Origin of the sequence: Kitasatospora sp. CMC57 (assembly GCF_045866025.2) — a bacterium.
In the GTDB taxonomy this organism is placed as follows: domain Bacteria; phylum Actinomycetota; class Actinomycetes; order Streptomycetales; family Streptomycetaceae; genus Kitasatospora.
In genome coordinates this window covers 151,126-173,462 of record NZ_AP035881.2, presented here as the reverse complement: position 1 = coordinate 173,462, position 22,337 = coordinate 151,126, and the positions used below count along the sequence as shown (strand labels likewise).

18 protein-coding genes and 2 pseudogenes are annotated in these 22,337 nt (G+C 69.4%); 3 read left to right on the top strand and 17 right to left on the bottom strand.

The features are described 5' to 3' along the window. Positions 1 to 27 precede the first annotated feature (27 nt). The 10 genes from ACKUU6_RS00760 to ACKUU6_RS00715 form a co-directional block, all read right to left on the bottom strand. A complete protein-coding gene (locus ACKUU6_RS00760) occupies positions 28 to 462 on the bottom strand; it encodes an AfsA-related hotdog domain-containing protein (RefSeq protein ID WP_407986377.1) in 435 nt (144 codons plus the stop codon). After that, on the bottom strand, positions 459 to 785 hold the full coding sequence (locus tag ACKUU6_RS00755; protein WP_407986376.1) for a hypothetical protein: 327 nt from the start codon (positions 783 to 785) through the stop codon (positions 459 to 461). The genes ACKUU6_RS00760 and ACKUU6_RS00755 overlap by 4 nt, the downstream gene beginning before the upstream one ends. Beyond that, positions 782 to 1,285 (bottom strand): alpha/beta hydrolase, encoded by a 504-nt coding sequence (locus ACKUU6_RS00750; RefSeq protein ID WP_407986375.1) that lies wholly within the window; start codon positions 1,283 to 1,285, stop codon positions 782 to 784. Before ACKUU6_RS00750 ends, ACKUU6_RS00755 begins: the two co-directional genes overlap by 4 nt. A 441-nt stretch (positions 1,286 to 1,726) precedes the next feature. Beyond that, a complete protein-coding gene (locus ACKUU6_RS00745; RefSeq protein ID WP_407986374.1) occupies positions 1,727 to 2,185 on the bottom strand; it encodes a hypothetical protein in 459 nt (152 codons plus the stop codon). Between the two features lie 202 nt (positions 2,186 to 2,387). After that, entirely contained in the window at positions 2,388 to 2,918 is a 531-nt protein-coding gene (locus ACKUU6_RS00740) for a hypothetical protein (RefSeq protein WP_407986373.1), read from the bottom strand. A 136-nt stretch (positions 2,919 to 3,054) separates the two neighbouring features. Next, complete coding sequence (locus ACKUU6_RS00735) at positions 3,055 to 3,429, bottom strand: hypothetical protein (RefSeq protein WP_407986372.1); 375 nt, start codon at positions 3,427 to 3,429, stop codon at positions 3,055 to 3,057. 152 nt (positions 3,430 to 3,581) lie between these two features. After that, positions 3,582 to 5,642 (bottom strand): hypothetical protein, encoded by a 2,061-nt coding sequence (locus ACKUU6_RS00730; RefSeq protein ID WP_407986371.1) that lies wholly within the window; start codon positions 5,640 to 5,642, stop codon positions 3,582 to 3,584. An 85-nt stretch (positions 5,643 to 5,727) separates the two neighbouring features. Continuing rightward, positions 5,728 to 7,788 (bottom strand): hypothetical protein, encoded by a 2,061-nt coding sequence (locus tag ACKUU6_RS00725; protein WP_407986370.1) that lies wholly within the window; start codon positions 7,786 to 7,788, stop codon positions 5,728 to 5,730. A 101-nt stretch (positions 7,789 to 7,889) separates the two neighbouring features. Continuing rightward, entirely contained in the window at positions 7,890 to 10,070 is a 2,181-nt protein-coding gene (locus ACKUU6_RS00720; RefSeq protein ID WP_407986369.1) for a DUF11 domain-containing protein, read from the bottom strand. Between the two features lie 248 nt (positions 10,071 to 10,318). Further along, positions 10,319 to 10,504, bottom strand: a complete 186-nt coding sequence (locus tag ACKUU6_RS00715; RefSeq protein WP_407986368.1) for a hypothetical protein — start codon at positions 10,502 to 10,504, stop codon at positions 10,319 to 10,321. Positions 10,505 to 10,720: 216 nt separating this feature from the next. On the opposite strand from ACKUU6_RS00715, the gene ACKUU6_RS00710 reads away from it, so the two are divergent. Beyond that, positions 10,721 to 11,224 carry a hypothetical protein gene (locus tag ACKUU6_RS00710; RefSeq protein ID WP_407986367.1) on the top strand — a complete coding sequence of 168 codons (504 nt, stop codon included), beginning with the start codon at positions 10,721 to 10,723 and terminating at the stop codon, positions 11,222 to 11,224. Positions 11,225 to 11,351: 127 nt separating this feature from the next. Here the strand turns inward: ACKUU6_RS00710 and ACKUU6_RS00705 are convergent. Further along, positions 11,352 to 12,468: pseudogene (locus ACKUU6_RS00705) on the bottom strand (IS630 family transposase). A 169-nt stretch (positions 12,469 to 12,637) separates the two neighbouring features. Here ACKUU6_RS00705 and ACKUU6_RS00700 point away from each other — a divergent pair. After that, positions 12,638 to 13,827, top strand: a protein-coding gene (locus ACKUU6_RS00700) for an IS3 family transposase (protein WP_407986365.1) whose coding sequence is annotated in 2 segments (ribosomal slippage) — positions 12,638 to 12,902 and positions 12,902 to 13,827 — 1,191 coding nt in all. Because the reading frame shifts where the segments join, the coding sequence is not laid out codon by codon here. Between the two features lie 68 nt (positions 13,828 to 13,895). Here the strand turns inward: ACKUU6_RS00700 and ACKUU6_RS00695 are convergent. From ACKUU6_RS00695 to ACKUU6_RS00670, 6 genes and pseudogenes are all read right to left on the bottom strand, one after another. Continuing rightward, positions 13,896 to 14,489: pseudogene (locus ACKUU6_RS00695) on the bottom strand (IS630 family transposase); the annotation flags it as partial. A 33-nt stretch (positions 14,490 to 14,522) separates the two neighbouring features. Next, positions 14,523 to 15,712 (bottom strand): IS3 family transposase gene (locus ACKUU6_RS00690; RefSeq protein ID WP_407986365.1). Its coding sequence is split into 2 segments (ribosomal slippage): positions 14,523 to 15,448 and positions 15,448 to 15,712, totalling 1,191 coding nucleotides; the frame shifts between segments, so codons are not numbered across the junction. A gap of 15 nt (positions 15,713 to 15,727) precedes the next feature. After that, complete coding sequence (locus ACKUU6_RS00685; protein WP_407986364.1) at positions 15,728 to 16,117, bottom strand: helix-turn-helix domain-containing protein; 390 nt, start codon at positions 16,115 to 16,117, stop codon at positions 15,728 to 15,730. Positions 16,118 to 16,150: 33 nt separating this feature from the next. Then, on the bottom strand, positions 16,151 to 16,519 hold the full coding sequence (locus ACKUU6_RS00680; RefSeq protein WP_407986363.1) for a helix-turn-helix domain-containing protein: 369 nt from the start codon (positions 16,517 to 16,519) through the stop codon (positions 16,151 to 16,153). 46 nt (positions 16,520 to 16,565) lie between these two features. After that, positions 16,566 to 17,282: an RICIN domain-containing protein gene (locus ACKUU6_RS00675; protein WP_407986362.1), complete on the bottom strand. Its 717-nt coding sequence runs from the start codon at positions 17,280 to 17,282 to the stop codon at positions 16,566 to 16,568. Between the two features lie 180 nt (positions 17,283 to 17,462). Then, the gene (locus ACKUU6_RS00670) at positions 17,463 to 19,394 is read right to left on the bottom strand and encodes an RICIN domain-containing protein (RefSeq protein ID WP_407986361.1); all 1,932 of its coding nucleotides are present in this window, start codon (positions 19,392 to 19,394) and stop codon (positions 17,463 to 17,465) included. 1,213 nt (positions 19,395 to 20,607) lie between these two features. Between ACKUU6_RS00670 and ACKUU6_RS00665 the strand changes: the two genes are divergently transcribed. After that, on the top strand, positions 20,608 to 22,053 hold the full coding sequence (locus ACKUU6_RS00665) for a non-reducing end alpha-L-arabinofuranosidase family hydrolase (RefSeq protein WP_407986360.1): 1,446 nt from the start codon (positions 20,608 to 20,610) through the stop codon (positions 22,051 to 22,053). Positions 22,054 to 22,337: the final 284 nt, after the last annotated feature.

Genomic DNA, 22,337 nt, shown 5'->3' with positions numbered 1-22,337 from the left:
TCGAGGTGCGGTGACGGGGTTCGACCGTCAGAGTCCTTGGGAGGTGAGGGTGGCGGAGAAGACCGTGCGGTCGTGCTGGACGGCGGTGATCCGGGCGTGGGGATGGCCGAGGGATTCCGCGGTGATCCAGCAGGGGGCGTCGAGTTCGACCCAGCGGAAGAACGCGGCGTCCATCGCGACGGGGAGGGCGGGGTGGGTGGCTCGGGCGGCCTGGCGGGTGGCCTCCAGCAGGAGCATGTCCGGAGCGTGGTCGACGGGGTGGTCGAAGAGGACGGGATGGTCGAGGATCCCGGGGGCGGTGCCGGCGAAGCCCGGCGAACCATGGTGCTCGGCCGCCCAGTAACGGGTGAACCCCAGCGGATCGAGGGCCTGCGCCAGCTCCAGGGAGGAGCGCAGCGCCTGGTCCGGGCCGGATCCCTCGCCGACCGGCGTCTGGTCGAGAACGGACAGGCGGAGAGTCACGCCTCCACCTCCGACAACCCGCTCCCGGCACCGGCCATCGTGGCCGGCACGATCCGGAAGTCCCGCTGCAACACCAGGTTGTGCAGATCGGCGGTGACGATGGCGCGCAGCGTGGGCACCTCTGCGGCGGCCTGCTCGTCGGTGAAGACGTTCAGCGGCCACTCGCCCACCGTCGCGCCGCGCACGTGCGGGTGGTGGAAGCCGGCGCCGTAGTGCGCCAGCAGCGTGATCGGCTGGATGCCCGTCTCGCGCTGCTCTGCCCAGGACAGCCGCCAGGCCGCGAACACGCCGTCCGTTCCCCGCTGGACGCCGGTGGCGGTCACCTCGCCCCGGCCCAGCAGCGGGCGCTCGTCCAGCTCGTGCAGGACCTGCTGCCTGCCGTCCCGCAGGTCCGCGAAGTGCCCCAGCTGGGGAAGTTGCCCCGGTGGCGGGTGTAGGAGGGGGCGGTACAGGAGGGGTCCAGCGGCGGGTACGCCAGGACCTGCGCGGCCAGCGGCAGCTCCCGGTCACGGCAGGCCATCGCGGCCACCGCGGCCAGCGTGCCGCCCGCACTGTCGCCACCGACCGCCACCGCGGTTGGCCCCGCCTCGGCGGCGGCCTGCGTGAACGTCCAGTCCAGCGCGGTCAGCACGTCGGCCATGGCTTCCCGGTGACGGTGGGCCGGTGACAGCCGGTACTCCACGCTCACCACCGTGCAGCCGGAGATCCGGGCCAGGTCGGCGGTGGCGCCGTGCCAGCCCTCGACCGACCCCGCCCGCCAACTGCCGCCGTGGGCCCACACCAGCCAGCCCACCGGCCGCGCCCCCGGCGTGAAGACGCGCACGCCCACCTGGCGCGGCCCGGACGGAAGCCGGACGGAGCGCCACCGGAAGACACCCGGTCCGGCAAGTTCCTGGAAAGCCACCGCTGTACCCCTTCTGACGGTCTGTTCATGGCAACCCTGCCGTTCTGTTCGAGCCCCAACCAGGCCCCTGGGCCTGAAAGCACCGGTATGCGTAGCACTGCCAGGGACAGGTAACCGGCACGCCGCGGACACTCCGGCGGACGCGCCGTACCGGGCACCCCGTCGGCCGCCGCCCTCGACCTGCTCGCCGCCACGGTCGCCGCGCAACCGTCCCGGGTCTCCATGAGCGACGCAGCGGACCACGTGCCGATCGCGCCCTGACGCACCGTCGGCGAACCACGCGCGGGCAGCTGACCGGAGAACCGCCCCGTGGCGCGGGTGGCGCTCGTACGTCGAGCACCACCCGCACCGGGAGTCACGTCACATGGTGATCGGCCCGGCCTCGACGTCCCCGTAGGCGATCCCGTTGTTGACGACCCAGGTCTTCGAGAACTCCTGGCAGCCGGGGAAGGCCCCGACGCCGCCGCTGGGCACGGTGTAGAGCGTGGTGCCGCCCGGCCACATCAGCACCGTGGTGTTGGTGCCGGGCGTCCAGTTCACGGCGCCCGAGGTGCCGCACCGGTAGCCGATCTGCACGTGCAGGTAGACGTCGGTGGAGCCGCCGGTCGCGATCACCTTGCCGTGCAGGTAGCCACTGCTGTCCTGGTAGACGCACGGCAGCAGGCTGTAGCCCTGCACGGTGACGGGGGCGTAGCGGCAGACGTTGTCCCCGGGGTGCGCACTGGCCGTGCCGACACCGGTCACGGTGGCGGCGGCTGCCAGGGCCGTGGTGGCGGTGGCCAGTCCGAGCGTCCGGCTGAGCGAAGGACGGAGGTTCATGACAGTTCTCCCCACTGATAACTGGATCATGGCGCACCTCCCGACCGCCGAAAGACGGTGTCCGGTGAGCGCGTGACGCGATCCTGACAGCAGCGAGATCCCCGGACGAGCTATTCGGCCGTCCCCGAATAGTGATCGAACCGGCCGGGGGGGAGAGCCGCTGGTGGCGGTCCGGGCCGGGCCGCCACCAGCGGGGCCGGGCTCAGGCGAAGGCGACCCGGGAGACCCGGGCGCGGTAGAACCTGGGGGTGTGCGTGTGCCCGAGGGAGAGGGTCTGCGACTGGATGAACTCGCCCTGGGGGTCGAAGAAGTCGACGCGGTGGTTCCACCATGCACCCGGCTGGTTCGGGTCGGTCCCCGCGAGCGCCTGGATCCAGAGGCTCTCGCCGGTCTTGAACCGGGCGTAGGACTTCACCCCGACCGTCCCGAGTGCCCTGCCCCCGAGGGTCGGCACCCACGGCGTGACGGTGCCGTCCGCCTTGGTGACCCGGCCGACGGTCGTGCCGTTGGTCATGAGGAGGAACTGCGGGTCGCTGAGGTCGGCGTCGAGGCTGTGTCCGCCCCTGAGCGGGAACGTCTTCACGTTGTGGAGCTGGAAGTCCGTGTTGCAGGTGCCCGACCAGCTGTACTTGATCAGGCATTCAAAGCCGAGGACCCACAGGTGGGTGCCGTCGTACCAGACGCCGTGCGCGCCCTTGAAGGTGAACTCGGTGACCTTGGTCAGGCTGCCCATGTCGTCGGACCTGCCGGCCTGCGGAGCGTAGACGGTGACGAAGCCGTCGATCGGGTGGTTGCCCGGCCCGCCGAAGCCGCTGTCACTTGTCGCTGGAGACGACGATGACGGCTCCCACGCCCGGGATCCGCTCGATCTAGGGGGTGGCCGACCACAGCAGGGCGTCGGTGTCGCCGATGTCGACGATCCCTACCCGCCCGTAGGAGGCGGTGGTGAGGGCGACCCATCCGTGCGCGGTGGTGTCGCGGAACTTCACGTCCGACAGGTTCTGCCAGGTGTTGAACCCCCTGACGGTGTCGGTCGGCGCCGTCCAGGACCAACGGCAGTTGGCTGCGGTCCAGGGGCCGGCCGCCGGGTGGATCAGGATCTGGCTCTTGGCCTGCTCGCAGACGGCCACGTCGTACGAGCCGATGGTCGAGGCCGAGGCCGAGGCGGCGGGCAGGGCGAGCGAGGCCAGCGCTCCGCCGGTGGCGGTGGCGGCCATGCCCTTGAACAGTGAACGGCGATGCATGTGCTCCCCCGACGATCGGCTCTTCGTTTCCATGCGAACGTATCCCACACGCGTCTGACTGGATGTCAGGGGATCGGGAGCAGACCGAGAAACGGCGCCGGCGGTGTCCGGCCGGCGCCGTCACTCTGGTCACTCCCTCGGTGCGGCTGGTGTCATGAGGGCTTCTTGTCGATCACCAGGTCGGCCTCGGGGGTCTTGACGACGTTCCCGGGAGGGCCGGCCGGGTTGCTGGTGTTGTTGTCGGTGTCGGGGTCGTGGGTGTCGGAGCTCGCGGTGGCGATGTTGCGGATCTCCGAGCCGTTGCCGACGTAGGCGGGGTCCAGTCGGACGGTGAACACCCAGCGGTGGGAAGTACCGGAGGCGATCGCGGCCGGACCGCAGGTGACGGCCTGGCCGGCGGCGGTGCAGCCGTCGGCGGAGGACACGAACGCCAACTGGGCGGGGAGGGCGTCGTGGAACACGACGTTGAGCGCGTCGGAGGGCCCGTTGTCGGTCGCGGTCACGGCGTACTGGAAGGTCTCGCCGGGTGCGACCGGGGTGCTGGTGACGGTCTCCTTCGCGGCGGAGACGTCGGCGCTGGGGGTGCCTGCGCCGCCGCCGGGCAGGTCGGCGGTGGAGGTGTCGTTGTCGGTCCTGGGGTCGATGTTGTCGGCGGTGACCGTGGCGGAGTTCTTCAGGTTCGTGCCGTCCCCCCGGTAGGCGGGGTCGAGTCTGACCGTCAGGACGTACTGCTCGCTCTCGCCGACCTTCAACGGTGTGGGTCGCGTGCAGGAGACGACGGTGCCGGTCTCGGTACACCCGGGCGGGGTGGAGGAGATGTAACGCAGCTCTGCGGGCAGCTTGTCGGCGAGGGCCACGTTGTACGCGTCGGCGGAGGGGCCGTTGTTCACGATCGTGATCAGGTAGTCGAAGGTCGCGCCCGGTGTCGGTGGTGTGGTGCCGACCGCCTTCTTGGTGACCCCCAGGTCCGCGGTGGGCGGGTTGACCTTGGCACCGGGCGGGCCGGCCGGGGCGCTGGTGTTGTTCGCGGGCACGGGGTCCTTGGTGGCGGAGCCCACGGTGGCGGTGTTGAGGATGTCCGAGCCGTCACCCCGGTAGCCGGGGGCGATCTTCACCTTGATGGTCCAGGTGAGGGAGTCGCCCGCGCTGAGGTTGGGCCGGGGGCCGCAGGTGACGGTGGCTCCGGCGGCGGTGCAACCGTCCGGCGAGGAGACGAAGCTGAGCATCGCGGGCAGCTTGTCGGTCGCGGTGACGACGGTGGCGTCCGAGGGGCCGTGGTTGGTCGTCGTGATCCGGTAGTCGAAGGTCTCGCCGGGGGCGACCGGCGTGTCGGTCGCCGCCTTCTTGACCACCGACAGGTCGGCTGTGGGGCTGGACAACCCTCCCGGCGGGTCGGCAGGCTTGCTGGTGTTGTTGGAGGGGTCGGGGTCGGCGGCGTCGGATTTGGAGGTCGCGGTGTTCTTCAGGTCGGTGCCGTCGCCCCGGTAGGAGGAGGCCAGCTGGACGGTGATCTTCCAGGAGGTGGAGCTGCCGGCCGCGAGCGTCTTGACGGGCCCGCAGGTCACCGTCTGGCCGGTGGCCGTGCAGCCGTCCGCCGAGGAGACGAAGGAGATGGCGGCGGGCAGCTTGTCGGTGATCATCGCGTTCGGGGCGTCGGACGGACCGCTGTTCTTGGTGGTGATCAGATACTCGAACTGCTGCCCGGGGACCACCGGTCCGGCACCGACACCGATCTTGGTGGTGGACAGGTCCGCCTTGCGGTCGAAGGGGCCGTCCGGCCGCACCGGCGGGTTGGCGTTGTTCGCCTGAGCCGGGTCGTGGGCGTCCGAGTCCGTGGTGGCGATGTTCCCCAGGTCCGAACCGTCGCCCTCGTAGGAGGGGCTCAGCCTGACGAGAATGCTCCAGTTCTTCGTCACGCCGACCGCCAGGTCCACTGGGCCGCAGGTCACCTTCTGTCCGGCGGCCGTGCATCCGTCCTCGGAGGAGACGAACGTGATCCCTGCGGGCAGGGTGTCGTGCGCCATGACGTTACGGGCCACTGACGGGCCCGCGTTCCTGGTGCTCAGCGTGTAGGTGAACGTCTCGCCCGGCGCCACCGCCGGTAGGGCCGCCAGGGCCGGAGCAGCCGGCCACAGGGCCGCCACAACAGCCAGCGTGGCTGCTGCCGTCCGGCGGGTCGGCCACCGTCGGCCGGAGGTTCTCATCGTGCGCATCGGCTCCTGCTTCGTAGTCGGGACGGTCCTTCGCCGGGCAGCGGAGATGGCGGACCGGCGGGGGAGGGCTGGTGCTGACCGGGGGTCAGGGGATGGTCTTGCCGATGCCCAGGTCCGCCTGGGGCTGGCTGACGCTGCCGCCGGGCGGTCCGGCGGCCGGGCTGGTGTTGTTCGCGGGATCGGGGTCCTGGGTGGCCGAGGTGGCCGTCGCCGTGTTGCGGATGTCCGAGCCGTTCCCCTGGTAGGAGGGGTCGAGCCGTACGGTGAACACCCACGCCTTCGCCGTGCCCGGGGCGAGCGGGCCGGTGGCGGCACACGTCACGGTCTGGCCCGTGGCGCTGCAGCCGTCCGTGGAGGAGACGAACGACAGCATCGCCGGGAGGGCGTCGACCGCCTTGACGCCCACCGCCTGGGACGGTCCCGCGTTGGAGACGGTCACCTGGTAGGCGAAGGTCTCCCCGGGAGCGACCGGCGTACTCGTGACCGGCTTCTTCGCGGTGGAGAGGTCGGCCCGGGCCGCCGCCGTACCGCCGGGCGGCCCGACGGCGGCGCTGACGTTGTTGCCGGGCTTCGGGTCGGGCCCGTCCGCCTTGGAGGTCGCGGTGTTCAGCGCGTCGCTGCCGTTGCCCGTGTAGGCCGGATCGAGGCGCACCGTGACCGTCCAGGACACCGACTGCCCCACTTTCAGGGCCGCGACCGGCCCGCAGGTGACCATCCGCCCGCTTGCGGCGCAGGCCGGCGAGGAGGAGACGTGGGCGAGCGGGCTGGGCAGCAGGTCCGTCATGGAGACGTTGATGGCGTCAGCCGGTCCGAGGTTGCTGGTAGTGATCCGGTATCCGAAGGTCTGCCCCGGGATCACGGGCCCCTGGCCGAGACTCTCCTTGGTGGTCGCGACGTCGGCGGGGCCCGCTGTGACCTGGGTGATGGCGGTGGCGGAGTTGTCGGCGATGTTCAGGTCGGCGCGGTCGGCCGGCGCGGTGACGGTGGCGGTGGCGGTGATCGTGGTCGGTGACGGTGGGGCGGTTCCTGTGACGGTGTACGTGGCGGTGCCGCCGCGTTTGAGGTTGGCGGTGGTGTCGGGCGCTCCGCTGCCGGACGCCCCTGAGCAGGAGCTCCCCGAGGATGCAGTACACGTCCAGGACACCCCGGTCAGTGCGGGCACGGTCACCCGGACGATCGCGCCGGCGACATCGTTGGTGGTGTCGTTGGACACGGTGACCGTGTAGGTCACCGTGTCGACGCTCGCCCGGACGCTGGCGGGTGAACCGGTCATGGTGGCGGACAGGTTGACCGGAACGTTGATCTTGAGGTCTGCGACCTCGTGATTGTTGGTCGCGGCGCCGGTCGAGGCGGAGAAACCGACCTTGAGCGTGGCAGGCAGCTTCGGCTGACTGGTGATCGTCATGACGTCGAAGTCGGTGATCAGCTGGGCGAAGGCTGTGCCCGGTCCGGTGTCGGACCAGAGGGAGAACAGCACCTTGCCGCCGCTGGGCCGGACGGAGATCCTCACGGTGCGCAGCTTGGCCCGGCTGCCCGTCTCGACGGATCCGCCGGGGGCGGCGACGCCCGTGCCGAAGCGGTATCCGGTGGTCCTGTCGCCACCGCCGCGCAGCACGATGTTGTCCGCGGCCGGGCCCGGTCCGCCGTTGCCGACGGAGGACGACGAGAAGTTACCGTACTCGTCGAAGCCGACGCCCAGGAACGCCCCGGGGACACCGTTGGTGTTGCACCCGAACCAGCCCACACTGCACGCGTACCCCAGGGCTCCGCCGGATGCTCCCGTCCCGTTGGCGGAGCCGCCGTCGGCGAGGAAGAAGGACATGCCGTCGCCGCGCCTGCCGCTGTAGCTGGTCCCGCCCCACGAGGCGTACTGGAACTCGGCGGTGATGCCCAGGTCCGTCGGGAAGCCGTCGGTCATCTCCCAGGTGCCGGCCTGGTTGGTGGACGTGCCGGTCAGGCGCATCCAGCCGCTGTCGAACGTCACCGAACCGCTGGTCTGCCCGCTGTTGGTGGCCGAGTCGAAGGTCTCGTGCACAGGGAAGGCGAGGGTGCCCCGGTGAGCCGCTCCGCCGGGCGGCAGCGCCGGGCGGGTACGTGGTGCGGCCCCGGTGGCCGAGGAGGTGACCAGGGCCAGCACGGCCAGCACGGCCAGGACGACGGCGAAAGCGGAACGGAACGGAGCCGGCCGCCCTCGGCGCGGCGCAGCGGTCGTCCGGAGGCTCCGGCCCCAGGCGCGGCGCGGCCGCCTCATGACCCGGCCCGGTGACGGCCGGGGGTGGCCCGGCGCAACCGGCGGGCCAGCAGCACGCCCGCTGCCCCGGCGAGGAGGAACCCAGCCGTGGTGGGGGGCAGCCAGCCGGGCAGGTCGGCGCCGGTGCCAGGCAGTTCGCCCCGGCCGGGGACGTGCGGTGGGGCAGGGCTGGTGGTCGTACTGGTCGGCTTCGGTGCCGGGACCGGTGTTGGTGTCCGGGTTGGCTTCGGGGTCGGTGTCGGTGTTGGTGGGATCGTGACCGGGAGCGGTCCGCCGTCGGGGCCGGTGGTACCCGCCTGGTTCGAGTTGTTGGCCGGTACGGGGTCGGGGGTGTCGGAGACGGCGGTGGCGATGTTGTCCACCACTCGGCCGGTGCCGCGGAAGTCCGCCGCGAGTCGGACGGTCAGGTCGAACCCGGCTGTTCCGCCCACGGCCAGGGGCCCGGTCGGACGGCAGGTGACGGTGCGACCGGTCGCCGTACAGCCGTCCGACGCCGAGACGAGGGCCAAGGGGGCCGGGAGCGGGTCGGTGATCGTCACGGCGCGTGCGTCGGACGGGCCGTGGTTGGTCACGGTGACGCGGTAGGTGAACACGTCTCCGGGCGTCACGGAGGTCCTTCCGGCCGGGAGGACCGCTCGTTTGGTGGTCTCCAGGTCTGCGCTCCCGGCCAAGGTGGGGACCGTCCAGATAGCCGAGTCGTTTGCGGGGTTCCCGTCCTCCGGGCCTCGGACGACGGCTGTGCCGCCACCGAGTGTGGCGGTCGGGGGCGCCGAGGGTGCGACGAGTACGGGCAAGCTGACCGAGAGCGCACCCGGGGCGAGGATGCACTGCACCTGCCGCCCGCTGTCAGAAGCCGTGCACTCCGGGGGGAGGCCCGAGGCCGGGACGGTGGTGTGCTCGGGCATCGTGATGACGACAGTGGCGGGCTTCCTCCGGGTGGAGGGTCCGTGGTTGGTGACGGTGAAACGGGCGGTGGTCCGTTCACCCGGCCGGACCGCCGGGGTGTCGGCGGCCGCGATGCTGAGGTCCGCGGCGGGAGGCGCGGGGTGGACGGCCGCGTCGGGGTTGGGCAGGCCGGTGGCGGTGGCGGTGTTGTCGTCCTGTCGCTGGTCCGGGGTCGCCGAGCTCACGGTCGCGCGGTTGACGACGTCCGATCCGTCCCCGTCGTAGGCGGGATCGAGGCGGACGGTGACGGGGTACGTCTTCGAGGCGGCGGGTTCGAGGCTGTCGGCAGCCGGACAGGCCAGCGTCGCACCGTAGCTGTCGGCCGGTCCGGTGCACCCGCCGGTGGAGGAGACGAAGCTCAGCATGGTCGGCAGCTGGTCGGTGACCGTCACCGTCGCCGCCGTCGAAGGACCGTGGTTGACCACGGTGATCAGGTAGTCGAAGGTCTCACCGGGGGCCACCGGCTTGGTCCCCGCCGGTTTCTTGCTGATCGTCAGATCGGCGACCGGGCCGGTGGTCGATCCGTCGGGCAGGCCGGCGCCCGGGTGGGGGCCGGTGTTGTCGGCGGGGACGGGATCGGGGGTGCCCGAGACCACGGTGGCCTGGTTGGCGATGTCCGACCCGGTCCCGCCGTAGGCCGGGTCCAGCCGTACGAGGATGACCCAGGAGGCCGTCGCGAGCGGAGCGAGGAGGGGTAGCGGCCCGCAGGTGACCTTCTGCCCGTTGGCCGTGCAGCCGTCCGCCGAGGACACGAAGGCCAGCGCCTTCGGGAGGCGGTCGGTCACCTGGACGTCCCGCGCTGCGGAGGGACCGCGGTTGAACACGGTGATCGTGTACCGGAAGGTCTCACCCGGTGCGACCCGGCTGGACCGGACGCGTCCCAGTGCCTGCACGTCTGACTGGGCCTCGACGGCGGCGGCCTCGGTGCCGGACCCCAGCGATTGCCACGCCGGGTCCGCGAGCGGTACGTGCAGCTGCGCCCGGCACTCCGGCGTACGGGCGGGAGCCGCCGCGAACGGGTTGGGCCTGGTGTCCGGGCTCCGCTGCACGAGCGGCCCCGGGACGTCGCCTTCGCAGCCGACGGTGCTCCCGACCGCAGAGCCGGCAGGAGCGGTGCAGACTCCGACCAGTGCGAGGGCCGCGACCGTGGTCGTCAGCGTGGCTGCAAAGCGGCGGACCTTCGTCGGCGGGGTGACCCTCCGCGAGGCGTACGCCTCGGTGCCTACCGTCACGCGTCATCTCCTGGGGGGGGTCGCTCAAGGCCCCACCCATACCCGGGATAGATACGACAATATGCTCCCACGTCAGATGATCACTGCTTCGGCGGCATGTGGAGGTCCGCTCCAGAACCTGAAATGTTCGGTAAGGGCCTTCTGTCGCACGGCAGCTGACTGGGCGTTTCATAGCACCGCAGCTTCCCGGTGGAGACGGACCGGGAGGCCCACCACCCCGAAGCGGATGGTGGGCCTCCCGTGGCAGGTCAGTGCACGAGGGCGCGAGTCGGCTCCGGGTTCGCGACTTCGGTGGCCCAGGCGTCGAGGCTGCCGGGGAGGGGGCCGCTGGGCAGGGTGCGGCGGGGCGGTGCCTGGCGCTTCTTGTTGGACAGTGGGGCGTTGTGGGTGGTGGTGCCGGTGACGGCGTTGATGACGATCTCGTTGACGAGCATGGCGTGGGGGCGCCGGTGCGGTCGTCGCCGAGGGCTTCGGCGGCGGCGATGAGGCCGCCTGGGGTCAGGCCCACGATCCCTCGGCTCCGGGGCCGGGCACGGTTCGCAGGACGTCGCCATGGACAGTCCTGCCAACCGCCCGGCGCTCCCTGAATAGTGGGCTCCGAGACCCGGCGATTACGCCGGTCGGCTCTGCAACCGGGGTGGGGATTCGGTATGGCAAGGCAGGTTCGGGGGCCCGATCTCGGCGCGCTCCACCGTAGTTCGTCCGTCATCGGCATCCCCGGGGTGATCTGGCAGGTCGGGCGACGGTTCGTCCTGCTGTTCTGCGTGGCGCTGCTCATCGGGCTGGTGGTGATGCGGCCGGACAACGCCGTAGTGAAGGCCGTGATCGTGGTGGGGATCCCGCTGGCGGTCTACGGCATCGCCTTCTCCTGGCGCTGGTTGGCAGGACGGCTCGGCATGTGTCAGTGCCATCTCCGCGAGGACGGCGTGACCGTGACCGACCTCTTCGGCCACGTCCGGGACGCGGTCGCGTGGCGCGACATCGCGACGGTCAAGGAGACCAACGCGACGGGGATTCTCATGGCCTTCCGCCGCTTCGAGTTCCAACGCCGTACGGGACATCAGTCGACGGTGATCGTCCTATCGATCCACCGCGCCTTCGCGAGGGACCTCACCCGCCTCGCCAACGAGAAGATCGGCACCTCAGGGTCCTGACCCGGAGCGAGAGACGGTCGACGGCCAGGGTGAAGGTCCGTGATCAGTCGGAAGCCTGGTCACCTGGCTCAGGTGGATCTGCGGCAGGAGTGATGCTGCGACCGGAACCGATCGCCAGGTTGCATGATCACGCGGCGGGAGCGGGTCGTCCACCCCAGCGCAGGCTTTTCTCGCTGCGGATGCGTGCGCGCTCGCGACGTTGGGCGGCCAGCGCGTCGGGGCGACGGGCGTTGGCATTGCGCCAGCGCAGGTAGGCGTGCAGCGCACGGGTCTGAACCGGGTGATTGGGGCGGTTCGAGTCCGCCAGGGTGAACTGCCGCAGCGGCCCGAAGTGCGCCTCGATCGGGTTGGCCCAGGAGGCGTTGGTCGGGGTGAAGCAGAGCTCCACCTTGTTCTTCCGGGCCCATTGGCGGATCTTGGTGCCCTTGTGGGCGGAGAGGTTGTCCATGATCACGTAGACCGGGGCGCCGTCTGGGCGGGCGGCACGGATCGACTTGAGTGCGGTAAGAGTGTTCGCGGTTCCCTTGCGGCGATGGTTGACGCCCCAGAGGGTGGCGTCGCTGATGGAGTAGCAGCGATGGAAGTAGGTCACGCCGTGGGTACGGTGGTAGGTCGCCGGGACCCGGTCAGGCCGGCCCTGCTCGGCCCAGCAGGATCCGCCGGTCGGGCGTATGCCGAGCGGCCCGAACTCGTCGAACGCGAAAACGCGGTCAGGGAAGCCGTCCAGGACGTGCTCGATCCGGTCCAGCTTGGCGTCGCGGTCGGGGTCGGTGGACTCCTTCCAGGTCTTGGTTCGCTGGAAGGTGATGCCGCGTCGGGTGAGCAGGCAGCGCAGCGCCTCGCGGCCGATGCGGATCACCCGGCCGTGCACGCGGCGGAGGTAGGCGGCGAGCTTGCGGATGGACCAGGGTGAAGGGCTGGGCGAGCTTGGTCGGGCGGGTGGTGGCCGTCTGGACGACGAAGTTCTCGTCATCAGAACTGAGTTGGCGGGGACGGCCTCCCGCTCACCGAGGGTCCAGACAGGCCAGGCCGATCTCGTTGAAGCGGTGAACGATGTCGCGCACGGTGTCCTCGTCGGCCGCCGCCAGCTGGGCGATCACCGGGACGGGGTTCCCGCCGGCCGAGGCCGGCAGCGTCATCGCCCGCCGGTAGCGCACTGAACTGGTACTGCCCCGACGCACGATCTGCTGCAGCCGCTGCCCCTCCTGATCAGTCAGTCTGCGGACCCTGACCGGCTCTGCCACCACGCCTCCACACAATGGATGGAGGTCAGCCCCCATCCAATCGGCCCCAGCCCTCGCCCGGGCAGAAACGCGGTGAACCTATGCGGTCAGAGCACTAGTGAGCTGCTCTGAGTTTGGTGGAGTCCCTGAAGCCAGGGTTACGATCCTGGCGTAAGGAGAACCGCCTGCTGTGCCAGCACCACGTAAGTACCCCGACGAGCTCCGTGAGCGCGCGATCCGCGAGGTCCGCACCACGGGCCGCCCGATCGCGCACGTCGCGCGGGACCTCGGCATCCACAAGGAAGCCCTACGAAACTGGGTCCGCCAGGCCGAGGCCGACGCCGGAGAGCGCGACGACCGGCCGACCAGCGACGAACTCGAGGAACTCAAGCAACTACGCCGAGAAAATGCGGAGTTGCGGCGGGCGAACGAGATCCTCAAGGCCGCCAGCGTGTTTTTTGCCCAGGAGATCGACCGTCCCCGGACGAGGCCGAGCAGGTGATCGACCACCTGCGCGACGGCTTCGGGGTCGATCCCGTATGCCGGGTTCTGGACCTGTCACCGTCCACCTACTTCGCCCGCAAGCAGCGGCCGAAGTCCGCCCGACGGCTCCGCGACGAACAGCTCATGCCACTGATCGCCCAGGTCCACGACGAGTCCGGAGCCACCTACGGTGCCCGGAGGATCACACGCGCGCTCAGGCGCAAGGGCGTAGAGGCCGCCCGGTGCACGGTCGAGCGGCTGATGGCCGAGCTGGGCATCGAAGGCGTCATCCGCGGCCGGCGGCGCCGCACGACGATCCCGGAGCCGACCGCGCCCAGGCCACCGGACCTTGTCGACCGCGACTTCACCGCCGAGCGGCCCGACCAGCTGTGGCTCGCGGACATGACCTACGTGCGGACCTGGTCCGGCTGGGTCTACGTCGCGTTCGTCCTGGACGTGTTCTCCCGGACGATCGTCGGCTGGCAGGTCGCTGACCACATGCGGACCGAACTCCCTTTGGACGCGCTGGAGATGGCCCTGTGGCGCCGGAGAATTAAGAAGGGCTCCGGGCTGATTCACCACAGCGACAGGGGGTCGCAATACGTGTCCATTCGCTACACCGAACGGCTTTCGGAGATCGGCGCCGCCGCGTCGGTCGGTTCCGTCGCGGACTCGTACGACAACGCGATGGCCGAGGCCCTGAACGGCACCTTCAAGGCCGAGTTGATCGAGATGCAGGGGCCGTGGACCGGGTTCGAGCAGGTCGAGCGGGCGATCTTCCAGTGGGTCACGTGGTACAACGAGGAACGGCTCCACTCCGCCCTCGACTACCTGCCGCCGGCCGAGTACGAACGCGACTACTGGCGGACCCAGGCCGCCACCCCGCAGTCCGCCTGAACACACAATCACGGACTCCACGAAACTCGGGACAGCTCACTAGTGTGATGCGCCAGAAGTTCTGATGGTTAGTTTGACTCTGTTCTCTGGTTGTCGGCGCCGACTTTGGTGAGGTAGTCGGCGAGGGAGTTGAGGATCTCGTCGGCGGTCTTGGTCCAGATGAAGGGCCGTGGGTTGTTGTTCCAGGTGTCGATCCACGCGGTGATGTCGTCCTCCAGTGCCTTGACGGACTTGTGGACGCCGCGGCGGGTGAGCTTGTCGGTCAGCAGGCCGAACCACCGCTCGACCTGGTTCATCCAGGAGGCGCCGGTCGGGGTGAAGTGGATGCGGAAGCCCGGGTGCTTGCCCAGCCACGTCTTGATCTCGGCCGTGTTGTGGGTGGCGTAGTTGTCACAGACGAGGTGAACGTCGAGCCCGGCGGGCACCGCCTTGTCGATCCGGACCAGGAACTTCCTGAACTCGATCGCGCGGTGGCGGCGGTGGAGCTGGGATATGACGGTTCCGTCGGCGATGTTGAAGGCGGCGAACAGGCTGGTGATGCCGTGCCGGTAGTAGTCGTGGGTCCGGCGTTCGGGCATGCCCGGCATCATCGGCAGGACCGGCTGGGATCGGTCCAGCGCCTGGATCTGGGACTTCTCGTCCACGCAGAGCACGACTGAGCTGTCCCGAGTTTCGTGGAGTCCGTGATTGTGTGTTCAGGCGGACTGCGGGGTGGCGGCCTGGGTCCGCCAGTAGTCGCGTTCGTACTCGGCCGGCGGCAGGTAGTCGAGGGCGGAGTGGAGCCGTTCCTCGTTGTACCACGTGACCCACTGGAAGATCGCCCGCTCGACCTGCTCGAACCCGGTCCACGGCCCCTGCATCTCGATCAACTCGGCCTTGAAGGTGCCGTTCAGGGCCTCGGCCATCGCGTTGTCGTACGAGTCCGCGACGGAACCGACCGACGCGGCGGCGCCGATCTCCGAAAGCCGTTCGGTGTAGCGAATGGACACGTATTGCGACCCCCTGTCGCTGTGGTGAATCAGCCCGGAGCCCTTCTTAATTCTCCGGCGCCACAGGGCCATCTCCAGCGCGTCCAAAGGGAGTTCGGTCCGCATGTGGTCAGCGACCTGCCAGCCGACGATCGTCCGGGAGAACACGTCCAGGACGAACGCGACGTAGACCCAGCCGGACCAGGTCCGCACGTAGGTCATGTCCGCGAGCCACAGCTGGTCGGGCCGCTCGGCGGTGAAGTCGCGGTCGACAAGGTCCGGTGGCCTGGGCGCGGTCGGCTCCGGGATCGTCGTGCGGCGCCGCCGGCCGCGGATGACGCCTTCGATGCCCAGCTCGGCCATCAGCCGCTCGACCGTGCACCGGGCGGCCTCTACGCCCTTGCGCCTGAGCGCGCGTGTGATCCTCCGGGCACCGTAGGTGGCTCCGGACTCGTCGTGGACCTGGGCGATCAGTGGCATGAGCTGTTCGTCGCGGAGCCGTCGGGCGGACTTCGGCCGCTGCTTGCGGGCGAAGTAGGTGGACGGTGACAGGTCCAGAACCCGGCATACGGGATCGACCCCGAAGCCGTCGCGCAGGTGGTCGATCACCTGCTCGGCCTCGTCCGGGGACGGTCGATCTCCTGGGCAAAAAACACGCTGGCGGCCTTGAGGATCTCGTTCGCCCGCCGCAACTCCGCATTTTCTCGGCGTAGTTGCTTGAGTTCCTCGAGTTCGTCGCTGGTCGGCCGGTCGTCGCGCTCTCCGGCGTCGGCCTCGGCCTGGCGGACCCAGTTTCGTAGGGCTTCCTTGTGGATGCCGAGGTCCCGCGCGACGTGCGCGATCGGGCGGCCCGTGGTGCGGACCTCGCGGATCGCGCGCTCACGGAGCTCGTCGGGGTACTTACGTGGTGCTGGCACAGCAGGCGGTTCTCCTTACGCCAGGATCGTAACCCTGGCTTCAGGGACTCCACCAAACTCAGAGCAGCTCACGACTGCCTTCTCCGGCGGGTGGTGGTAGAGGCCGACGACATCGACGACCTTGGCGACGAACTGCGGGTCGGTGGACAGTTTGAAGGAGTCCTGCGGATGGGGCTTGAGGTCGAACTTCTTCCAGATCCGGCCGATGGTCGACTTCGACAGGCCGGTGCGTTGGGCCATCGAGGCCCGTGACCAGTGCGTGTCCCTGCCCGCGGGTGACTCCAGGGTGGCGATGACGACCTCCTCGACCCGGTCGAGAAGGATCGAGGGTGGCCGGCCCGAGCGGGGTTCGTCCTGCAGGCCGTCCAGGCGGTGGGTGATGAACCGGGCGCGCCGGCGGTCCACGGTCGACCTGTCGATGCCGAGGTCGGTCGCGGCCTACTGGTTCGTCCCGCCCTCGTCGCACCGCAGTACGATCCTGGCCCGCAACGCGAGGAACTGCGCGGTCTTTGCCCGCCGTTCCCATTGCGTCAACTGCCGCCGCTCGGCATCGTCCAGGACCAGGTCGGCCTTGGGCCGGCCGATCCGGCCGGCGGCCTCCAGGCCCGCGATCCGCTCTGCGGCGAAGGCCCGGCGCCATTTGCCCACCGTCTTGGGCGGAACGCCGACGGCTCGTCCGACAGCCGCATTCGACGCACCTTCAGCGCATGCCAGGATGATCCGTGCCTTCTCGGCCAAGCGCCGCTGCGGCAGCTTTGACCGACGCACCAACTCAGCCCTCTCGGCCTCGGACAACGTGATCGGCACAGCTGACGGCCCCGACGCGACAGGGCATCAGAGTACTGACTAACCATCAGAACTTCTGGCGCATCACACTAGATAGGACGCCAGGCCCACGGTGATGTCGAGGTGGCCGGTGGCGTCTGCTCTGCGGCCGCGTTCGAGAGGCTTCCGCGTGGCTGCGCAACGCCAGGCATGGGTCGGTCGGCCAAGCTGACGCCCGGCCACGCCTTCGAATCGCGTGGCCGGGTCTGGAGTCCTGGTTTGAGCATGCGCGGATCGCCCGCGAGGGGGTGGCGCGTACGTTCGCCGAAGGTGTGGTGCCGGCCCTGGAGGATGACGGGATGACGGGATGTCGGTTGTGGCGCAGGAACCCGCGTGCGGTGCCGGAGCGGTGCCTACCGGCAGAGGGGACGCCGAACGGAAGTGCGCGGTCCGGGAGGTGAGCACCGCTCAGGGGACAGAGCCACTGGATGATCGGGGTTTCCGGATTGACGGGGCCGCTCGGGACGTCAATGCAGTTGCCGCTGTTGATGTCGACCAGCGAGAAGGTGCCGTCGCCGTGGTCGGCCGCCTCCCACAGCTGACCGGGGCCGCCGGAGGCGGTCTTCTGCACCGCCGCCGCTCCGTCGGCCACGGAGTCCCCCAGCACGGCGGCGTTCTTGCCGCTGTTGGCCGCCGTCAGGGTGTAGACGTGGCCGCCCTGCGGCGCACCCGCGGCCGAGGCGTCTCCCGCCGGGGCGAGCGCGAGTCCGGCGGCGGCCAGGCAGGTGGCGGACGCCGTGGCCATGAGTCTGGCGGCGAGCCTTCGGGAGGTGGGCAGGGGCGGCCCTTCTTCTGGGTGGGGACGTGCGCGTCTTCTGCGCGGAGACGTGCGGGTCGAGAGGGCTGGGGCACTCAGGAGGTGCCCGCCGGGACCGCCGCCGCCGCTCCTCGCTACAGGCCGAAGAGGAGACGGCCGGGGGTCAGGTCAGGACGGGATGATCTGCCATTGCTGCTGCGTCAGTGACGCGTACGGCTGCTGTTCGATGTTGGCGCCGTCGGCGGTGCCGCCCTCGTCGACGGCGAGGCAGAGGCCGCTGTAGCGGTTGATGAGGAAGTAGTGGCCGTCACCGGTGGGCGTGACGGCCCAGTGCTGCTGGGGGGCGCCGGCGTCCGACCAGATTCCGACGTTGCCGCCGTCCGCGCGGGAGAGGCCCGCGACCTCCAGGAGCTTGCCGCTGCCGACACCCTTGATCTTGTAGTAGCCGTCGCCGGTGCTGGTGAAGGTCCACCTCTGGTTCGTCCGGTTGAGCCAAGGCCATTGCAGGACGTTGCTGTTGTTCGCGGTGCCCCCGCCCTCCACGTCGGCGACCTTGCCGCTGTGTCGGGCGACCAGTCGGTAGACCGTGCCGTCACCCGGCAGCGTGGTGGACACCAGTGCCGGCTTGAGCGACCGGCCACCGATCCTGACGCCGCTGATGTTGGCGTAGCCGCCGGTGGCCGCGTTGACCTGGATCCGTACGAAGCCGACGTTCCGGTTGGGCCACTCCACCAGCTTGGGTTTGCCGTTGCCGGCCCAGGTGCCGGTGGCGACCTGGGTGAAGGTGACTCCGTCGGTGCTGGTGAGGATGGTGTAGGAGGTGATGTCGCCGTCGGTGGAGTTGTTGCGGTTCCACTGCTTGGGCAGGTTCTCCAGGGTGGAGACGTTGCTCCACACCCCGCCCAGGTCGATGGTGATGGACTGCGGCAGCGGCAGGCCCCAGGTCGACCAGCAGGTTTCGTAGCGAACGTCGCTGAGTCCGTCGATGGCGCCGAGCGGGCTCTCGCCGGTGTGGAAGGCGGTGGCGTACGCGTTGACCGGTGTGACGGGGTGCTCGGCGCGCAGTGGCTGGGTGGGCAGCGGCGGCCTTGAGGTGTTGGGGCTCCAGGCCGCGCCGACTTCGGCCAGCCGGTTGACGATGTTGGTGTCCAGCATGCCGTTGCGGTTGGGTGGGCAGTTGAGGATGAACGAGGTGTACTTCGGTTCCAGGTCGGCCAGGTGCGAGAGGATCGCGGCCTGGCTCAGGAGGCTCTCGGTCGGGGTGGTGGGGTGCCAGAACCAGCCGTTGCTGATGGTCTGTCCCTGCATTCCGGCGTAGGTGTTGCCCACGGGTGCCGTGACGCCCAGCGGCTCCTCGAAGAAGAGCGCGTCGCTGAGGAAGGGCTCCGACAGTCCGCCGATGTCGATCATGACGCAGTCGGGCTGAAGCTCCTTCACCAGTGAACGGATCCTCTGGTAGGAGACCGCCTGCTGTCCCATCTGCCATGAGTAACCGTCAGTCATGAAGATGTCAATGGGGCCGTAGTTGGTCAGCAGCTCGGTGATCTGGCCGAGCATGTAGGTCATGTCGCCGGGCTGGATGGCATCGTTGATTTCGAGCCCGGTCACCTTGTGCCGGCTCTCCCACGCCTCGACGCCGAAGGTGCGGTCCCAGATCGAGTAGTAGAACCCGACCTTCAGCCCCTTCGCCCGGAAGGCGTCGCAGTAGGCCTTCACCACGTCCTGCCTGTAGGAGCTGTTCGCGACGTTCTGGGTACCGTGGGCGCTGGGCCACAGGGCGAAGCCGTCGTGGTGCTTGGTGGTCAGGATGCCGTAACTCATCTTCGCGGCGGCCGCCGCGTCTGCCCATTGCGCGCAGTTGACGCTCGGGGGAGCGAAGAGGGTGGGGCTCTGATTCGGTTCCGCCCACTCCTGGTTGGTGAAGGTGCCCAGGCTGAAGTGGTTGAACATGCCGAACCGCATGTCGACCATCTTGCTCAGGTTGGTCTGTGTGTCCGCGGCGGATGCCTGCGACAGAAGGCCGGAGAAGCCGGGGACGATGGGCAGGGCGGTCACGGCGGTCGCCGCACCCGCCGCCCCGAGAAACGTACGGCGAGTCATTCGTGATGAGGACACGGCCCACTCCTGTGGATCGACGGCATTGGTGGCGGTGAGGACGAGGGCCCCGTGCGCAACGGCGAGGCCCGCCGGGGACGACGGCCATGCGGGCGTCCCTCGGGCGGGTGATCGGCTCCGGCACGGACTTCTCCTGGCAGTTCGCAGGACGGGTCACGCTGCCATAGCAGGACTTGAACGCAGCGGGTGTTCGGCAAAGCATCGGATGTATTAACAGGCATCAGCCGACGGCCTGTCCAGGGGTTTGACAGAAATTGCCAGACCAACCCCAACATGGCAGCTGACTGGCGCGGTTGAGCTGCGGACTGGGTAACTCAATTCATTGGATGTGTTTGGCCTGGCGTCGGCTGTGGCCGTGCCACCGAGATCCCGCGCCCTCGATGGTTGCCCTTGCCGTCGGCCTCGGTGCCTCGCCATGCACTTCTGTCGCCCGGCGGCACGGCTGGAGGCCGCTGCGCTCCCGCTTTGCTGCCGTGCGCGAGCGGTCCCCGGGAGAGGCCGTCGAACGTCCGGCGCGGCATGGGACTCGACCTCCCCGGGCCGCTCCTGGCCGGGCCGGCGGCCGCTGACCGCCGCTTACGCCTTGCTCGCGCTGCGCCACCCCGTGGGGCACATGGTCCAGGCGTACCGATGAGGGCATGGCCTCGACACCGATGGACCGATGCCTATCGAGTGAATGGCAGGCTGCACCGTGTACCGACCAGGCCATATCGACCCTGTCCGCGCAGCGGCTCTCGCTGCCCTCGACGCGCGGCCTGGCCAACGTTCTGGGGCGGGGTGCGGATCGGACCATGTGCCGGCAGCGCGGACTGGCAGAGCCAAGCCAACTGCCGCCCGCGCCGAAGAGTGTGAGCGCTCACGGGAGGCCCGTCAACACCTCTGTCAGGACGAGATTCTGATGACGCCTCAGTAACGGACAGGTTGCGGCAGGGTACTTGACGGCCTCTCATGTCCCATGGTTTTCTCCCTGCAACACGCCGGATGTTCGACTTTCAAGTTGTTAGCGCTAACAACCCGTCGAGAGTCCGGTCCCCCACTCCAGCAGGGGTCACGTCTTGCCGCCGCCTCGGACGTATCGTGCCCGGTCCGCACGCACCGAGAAGGACCGACCGCTGCTCAAGTCGCCCCTAGGAGGGTGCAGATGAACGTTCCCGGTACAGCTCCACGAACCTCGACGCGGCGCGGATGGCGGCCGCGGATGGCCGCCCTGCTCTCGATGGTCTTCGTGGCCGGCTTCCTGGCCATGGTGAACCCGTCGTCCGCCTCGGCGGCTTCGGTCGACACCGGCAAGTGGTACGTGCTGGTCAACCGCAACAGTGGCAAGGCGCTGGACGACTACAACTTCGCCACCGCCGACGGTTCTCCCCTCGTCCAGTGGACCCGCTCCGGCAACGAAGCCCAGCAGTGGCGCTTCCTGGACTCCGGCAGCGGCTACTACCGCCTGCAGAACCGGAACTCCGGCAAGGTCCTGGACAACTACAACTGGTCCACGAACGACGGCACCGACGTCGTCCAGTGGAGCGACCTCAACGCGACCAACCAGCAGTTCCGCCTCGCCGACTCCCCCGACGGCTACGTCCGCCTGCTGAACCGTCTCAGCAGCAAGGCCCTCGAGGTCCAGGGCGCCTCCACCGCCGACGGCGGCAAGATCGTCCAGTACGCCGACTGGGGCGGCAGCAACCAGCAGTGGCAACTCGTCCCCGTCGCCAACGTCTCCACCGGCACATGCGCTCTTCCGACGACCTACCGCTGGACATCGACGGGTCCGCTGGCGGAGCCGGCGAACGGGCAGCTCGCGCTGAAGGACTTCACCACCGTGAAGTACAACGGCAAGAACCTGGTCTACGCGACCACCTCCAACGGCACGTCGTGGGGCTCGACGGCGTTCAGTCCCTTCACGAACTGGTCGGACATGGGGGCGGCCACCCAGACCGCGATGAGCCAGCCCGCGGTGGCGCCCGAACTGTTCTACTTCGCGCCCAAGAACGTCTGGGTGATGGTGTCCCAGTGGAGTCAGTGGCCGCTCTACTACCGCACGTCCAGCGACCCCACCAACCCCAACGGCTGGTCCGCCGCGCAGCCGCTGTTCACCGGCAGCCTCCCCGATGGCCCCCAGGGCCAGAAGGAAGCCCCGATCGACCCGACCATGATCGCCGACGACCAGAACATGTACCTGTTCTTCGCCGGTGACAACGGCAAGATCTACCGGGCGAGCATGCCGATCGGAAACTTCCCGGGCAGCTTCGGCTCCTCGTACACGACGGTCATGAGCGACACCTCGAACCTCTTGTTCGAGGCGCCTGAGGTCTACAAGGTCAAGGGTCAGAACCAGTACCTCATGATCGTCGAGGCGCAGGGCGCGAACCGCTACTTCCGCTCGTTCACCGCCTCCAGCCTGAACGGCCCCTGGACCGTCCAGGCCGGCAGCGAGAGCAGCCCCTTCGCGGGCAGTGCCAACAGCGGTTCCACCTGGGCCCAGGGCGTCAGCCACGGTGACCTGATCCGCGACACCGCCGACCAGACCAAGACCATCGATCCCTGCAACCTGCAGTTCCTCTACCAGGGCCTCCTCAAGAACGTCCCGGCGGGCACCGACTACCTGAGCCTGCCGTACCGGCCGGGCCTGCTCACCCTGCAGCGCTGACCCGCCTGATCGCGGTGGTCGCGATGTGATGCGGTCCGCCGACGTGTGGACGAGCTGTCCACGCGTCGGCACTCCACCTGCTGACCGGTTGTCACCGCACCGAGGAACCCCAGCCGCGCATCGGCTGGGGTTCCTCATCCTGTGTGCAGGCAGTTTCCGGGCCCCCGCTGGGAGCCCGGACTGGGGTCACTGTCGCCGGCCCGGTCGAGGTCAGGGCCACGCGCATGCTGAACCTGAACGAGATCCTTCCGCACGCCCGGGGTTTCCGGGCAGCCGAACACGTT

Coding starts and splice junctions, on each gene's coding strand:
- ACKUU6_RS00675 (WP_407986362.1), bottom strand. CDS start 17,282: ATGGCCACGGCGTCCGCCACCTGCCTGGCCGCCGCCGGACTCGCGCTC.
- ACKUU6_RS00665 (WP_407986360.1), top strand. CDS start 20,608: ATGGCCGCCCTGCTCTCGATGGTCTTCGTGGCCGGCTTCCTGGCCATG.
- ACKUU6_RS00740 (WP_407986373.1), bottom strand. CDS start 2,918: ATGGGCAGCCTGACCAAGGTCACCGAGTTCACCTTCAAGGGCGCGCAC.
- ACKUU6_RS00715 (WP_407986368.1), bottom strand. CDS start 10,504: ATGCTCGTCAACGAGATCGTCATCAACGCCGTCACCGGCACCACCACC.
- ACKUU6_RS00670 (WP_407986361.1), bottom strand. CDS start 19,394: ATGACTCGCCGTACGTTTCTCGGGGCGGCGGGTGCGGCGACCGCCGTG.
- ACKUU6_RS00710 (WP_407986367.1), top strand. CDS start 10,721: ATGGCAAGGCAGGTTCGGGGGCCCGATCTCGGCGCGCTCCACCGTAGT.
- ACKUU6_RS00735 (WP_407986372.1), bottom strand. CDS start 3,429: ATGCATCGCCGTTCACTGTTCAAGGGCATGGCCGCCACCGCCACCGGC.
- ACKUU6_RS00745 (WP_407986374.1), bottom strand. CDS start 2,185: ATGAACCTCCGTCCTTCGCTCAGCCGGACGCTCGGACTGGCCACCGCC.
- ACKUU6_RS00730 (WP_407986371.1), bottom strand. CDS start 5,642: ATGCGCACGATGAGAACCTCCGGCCGACGGTGGCCGACCCGCCGGACG.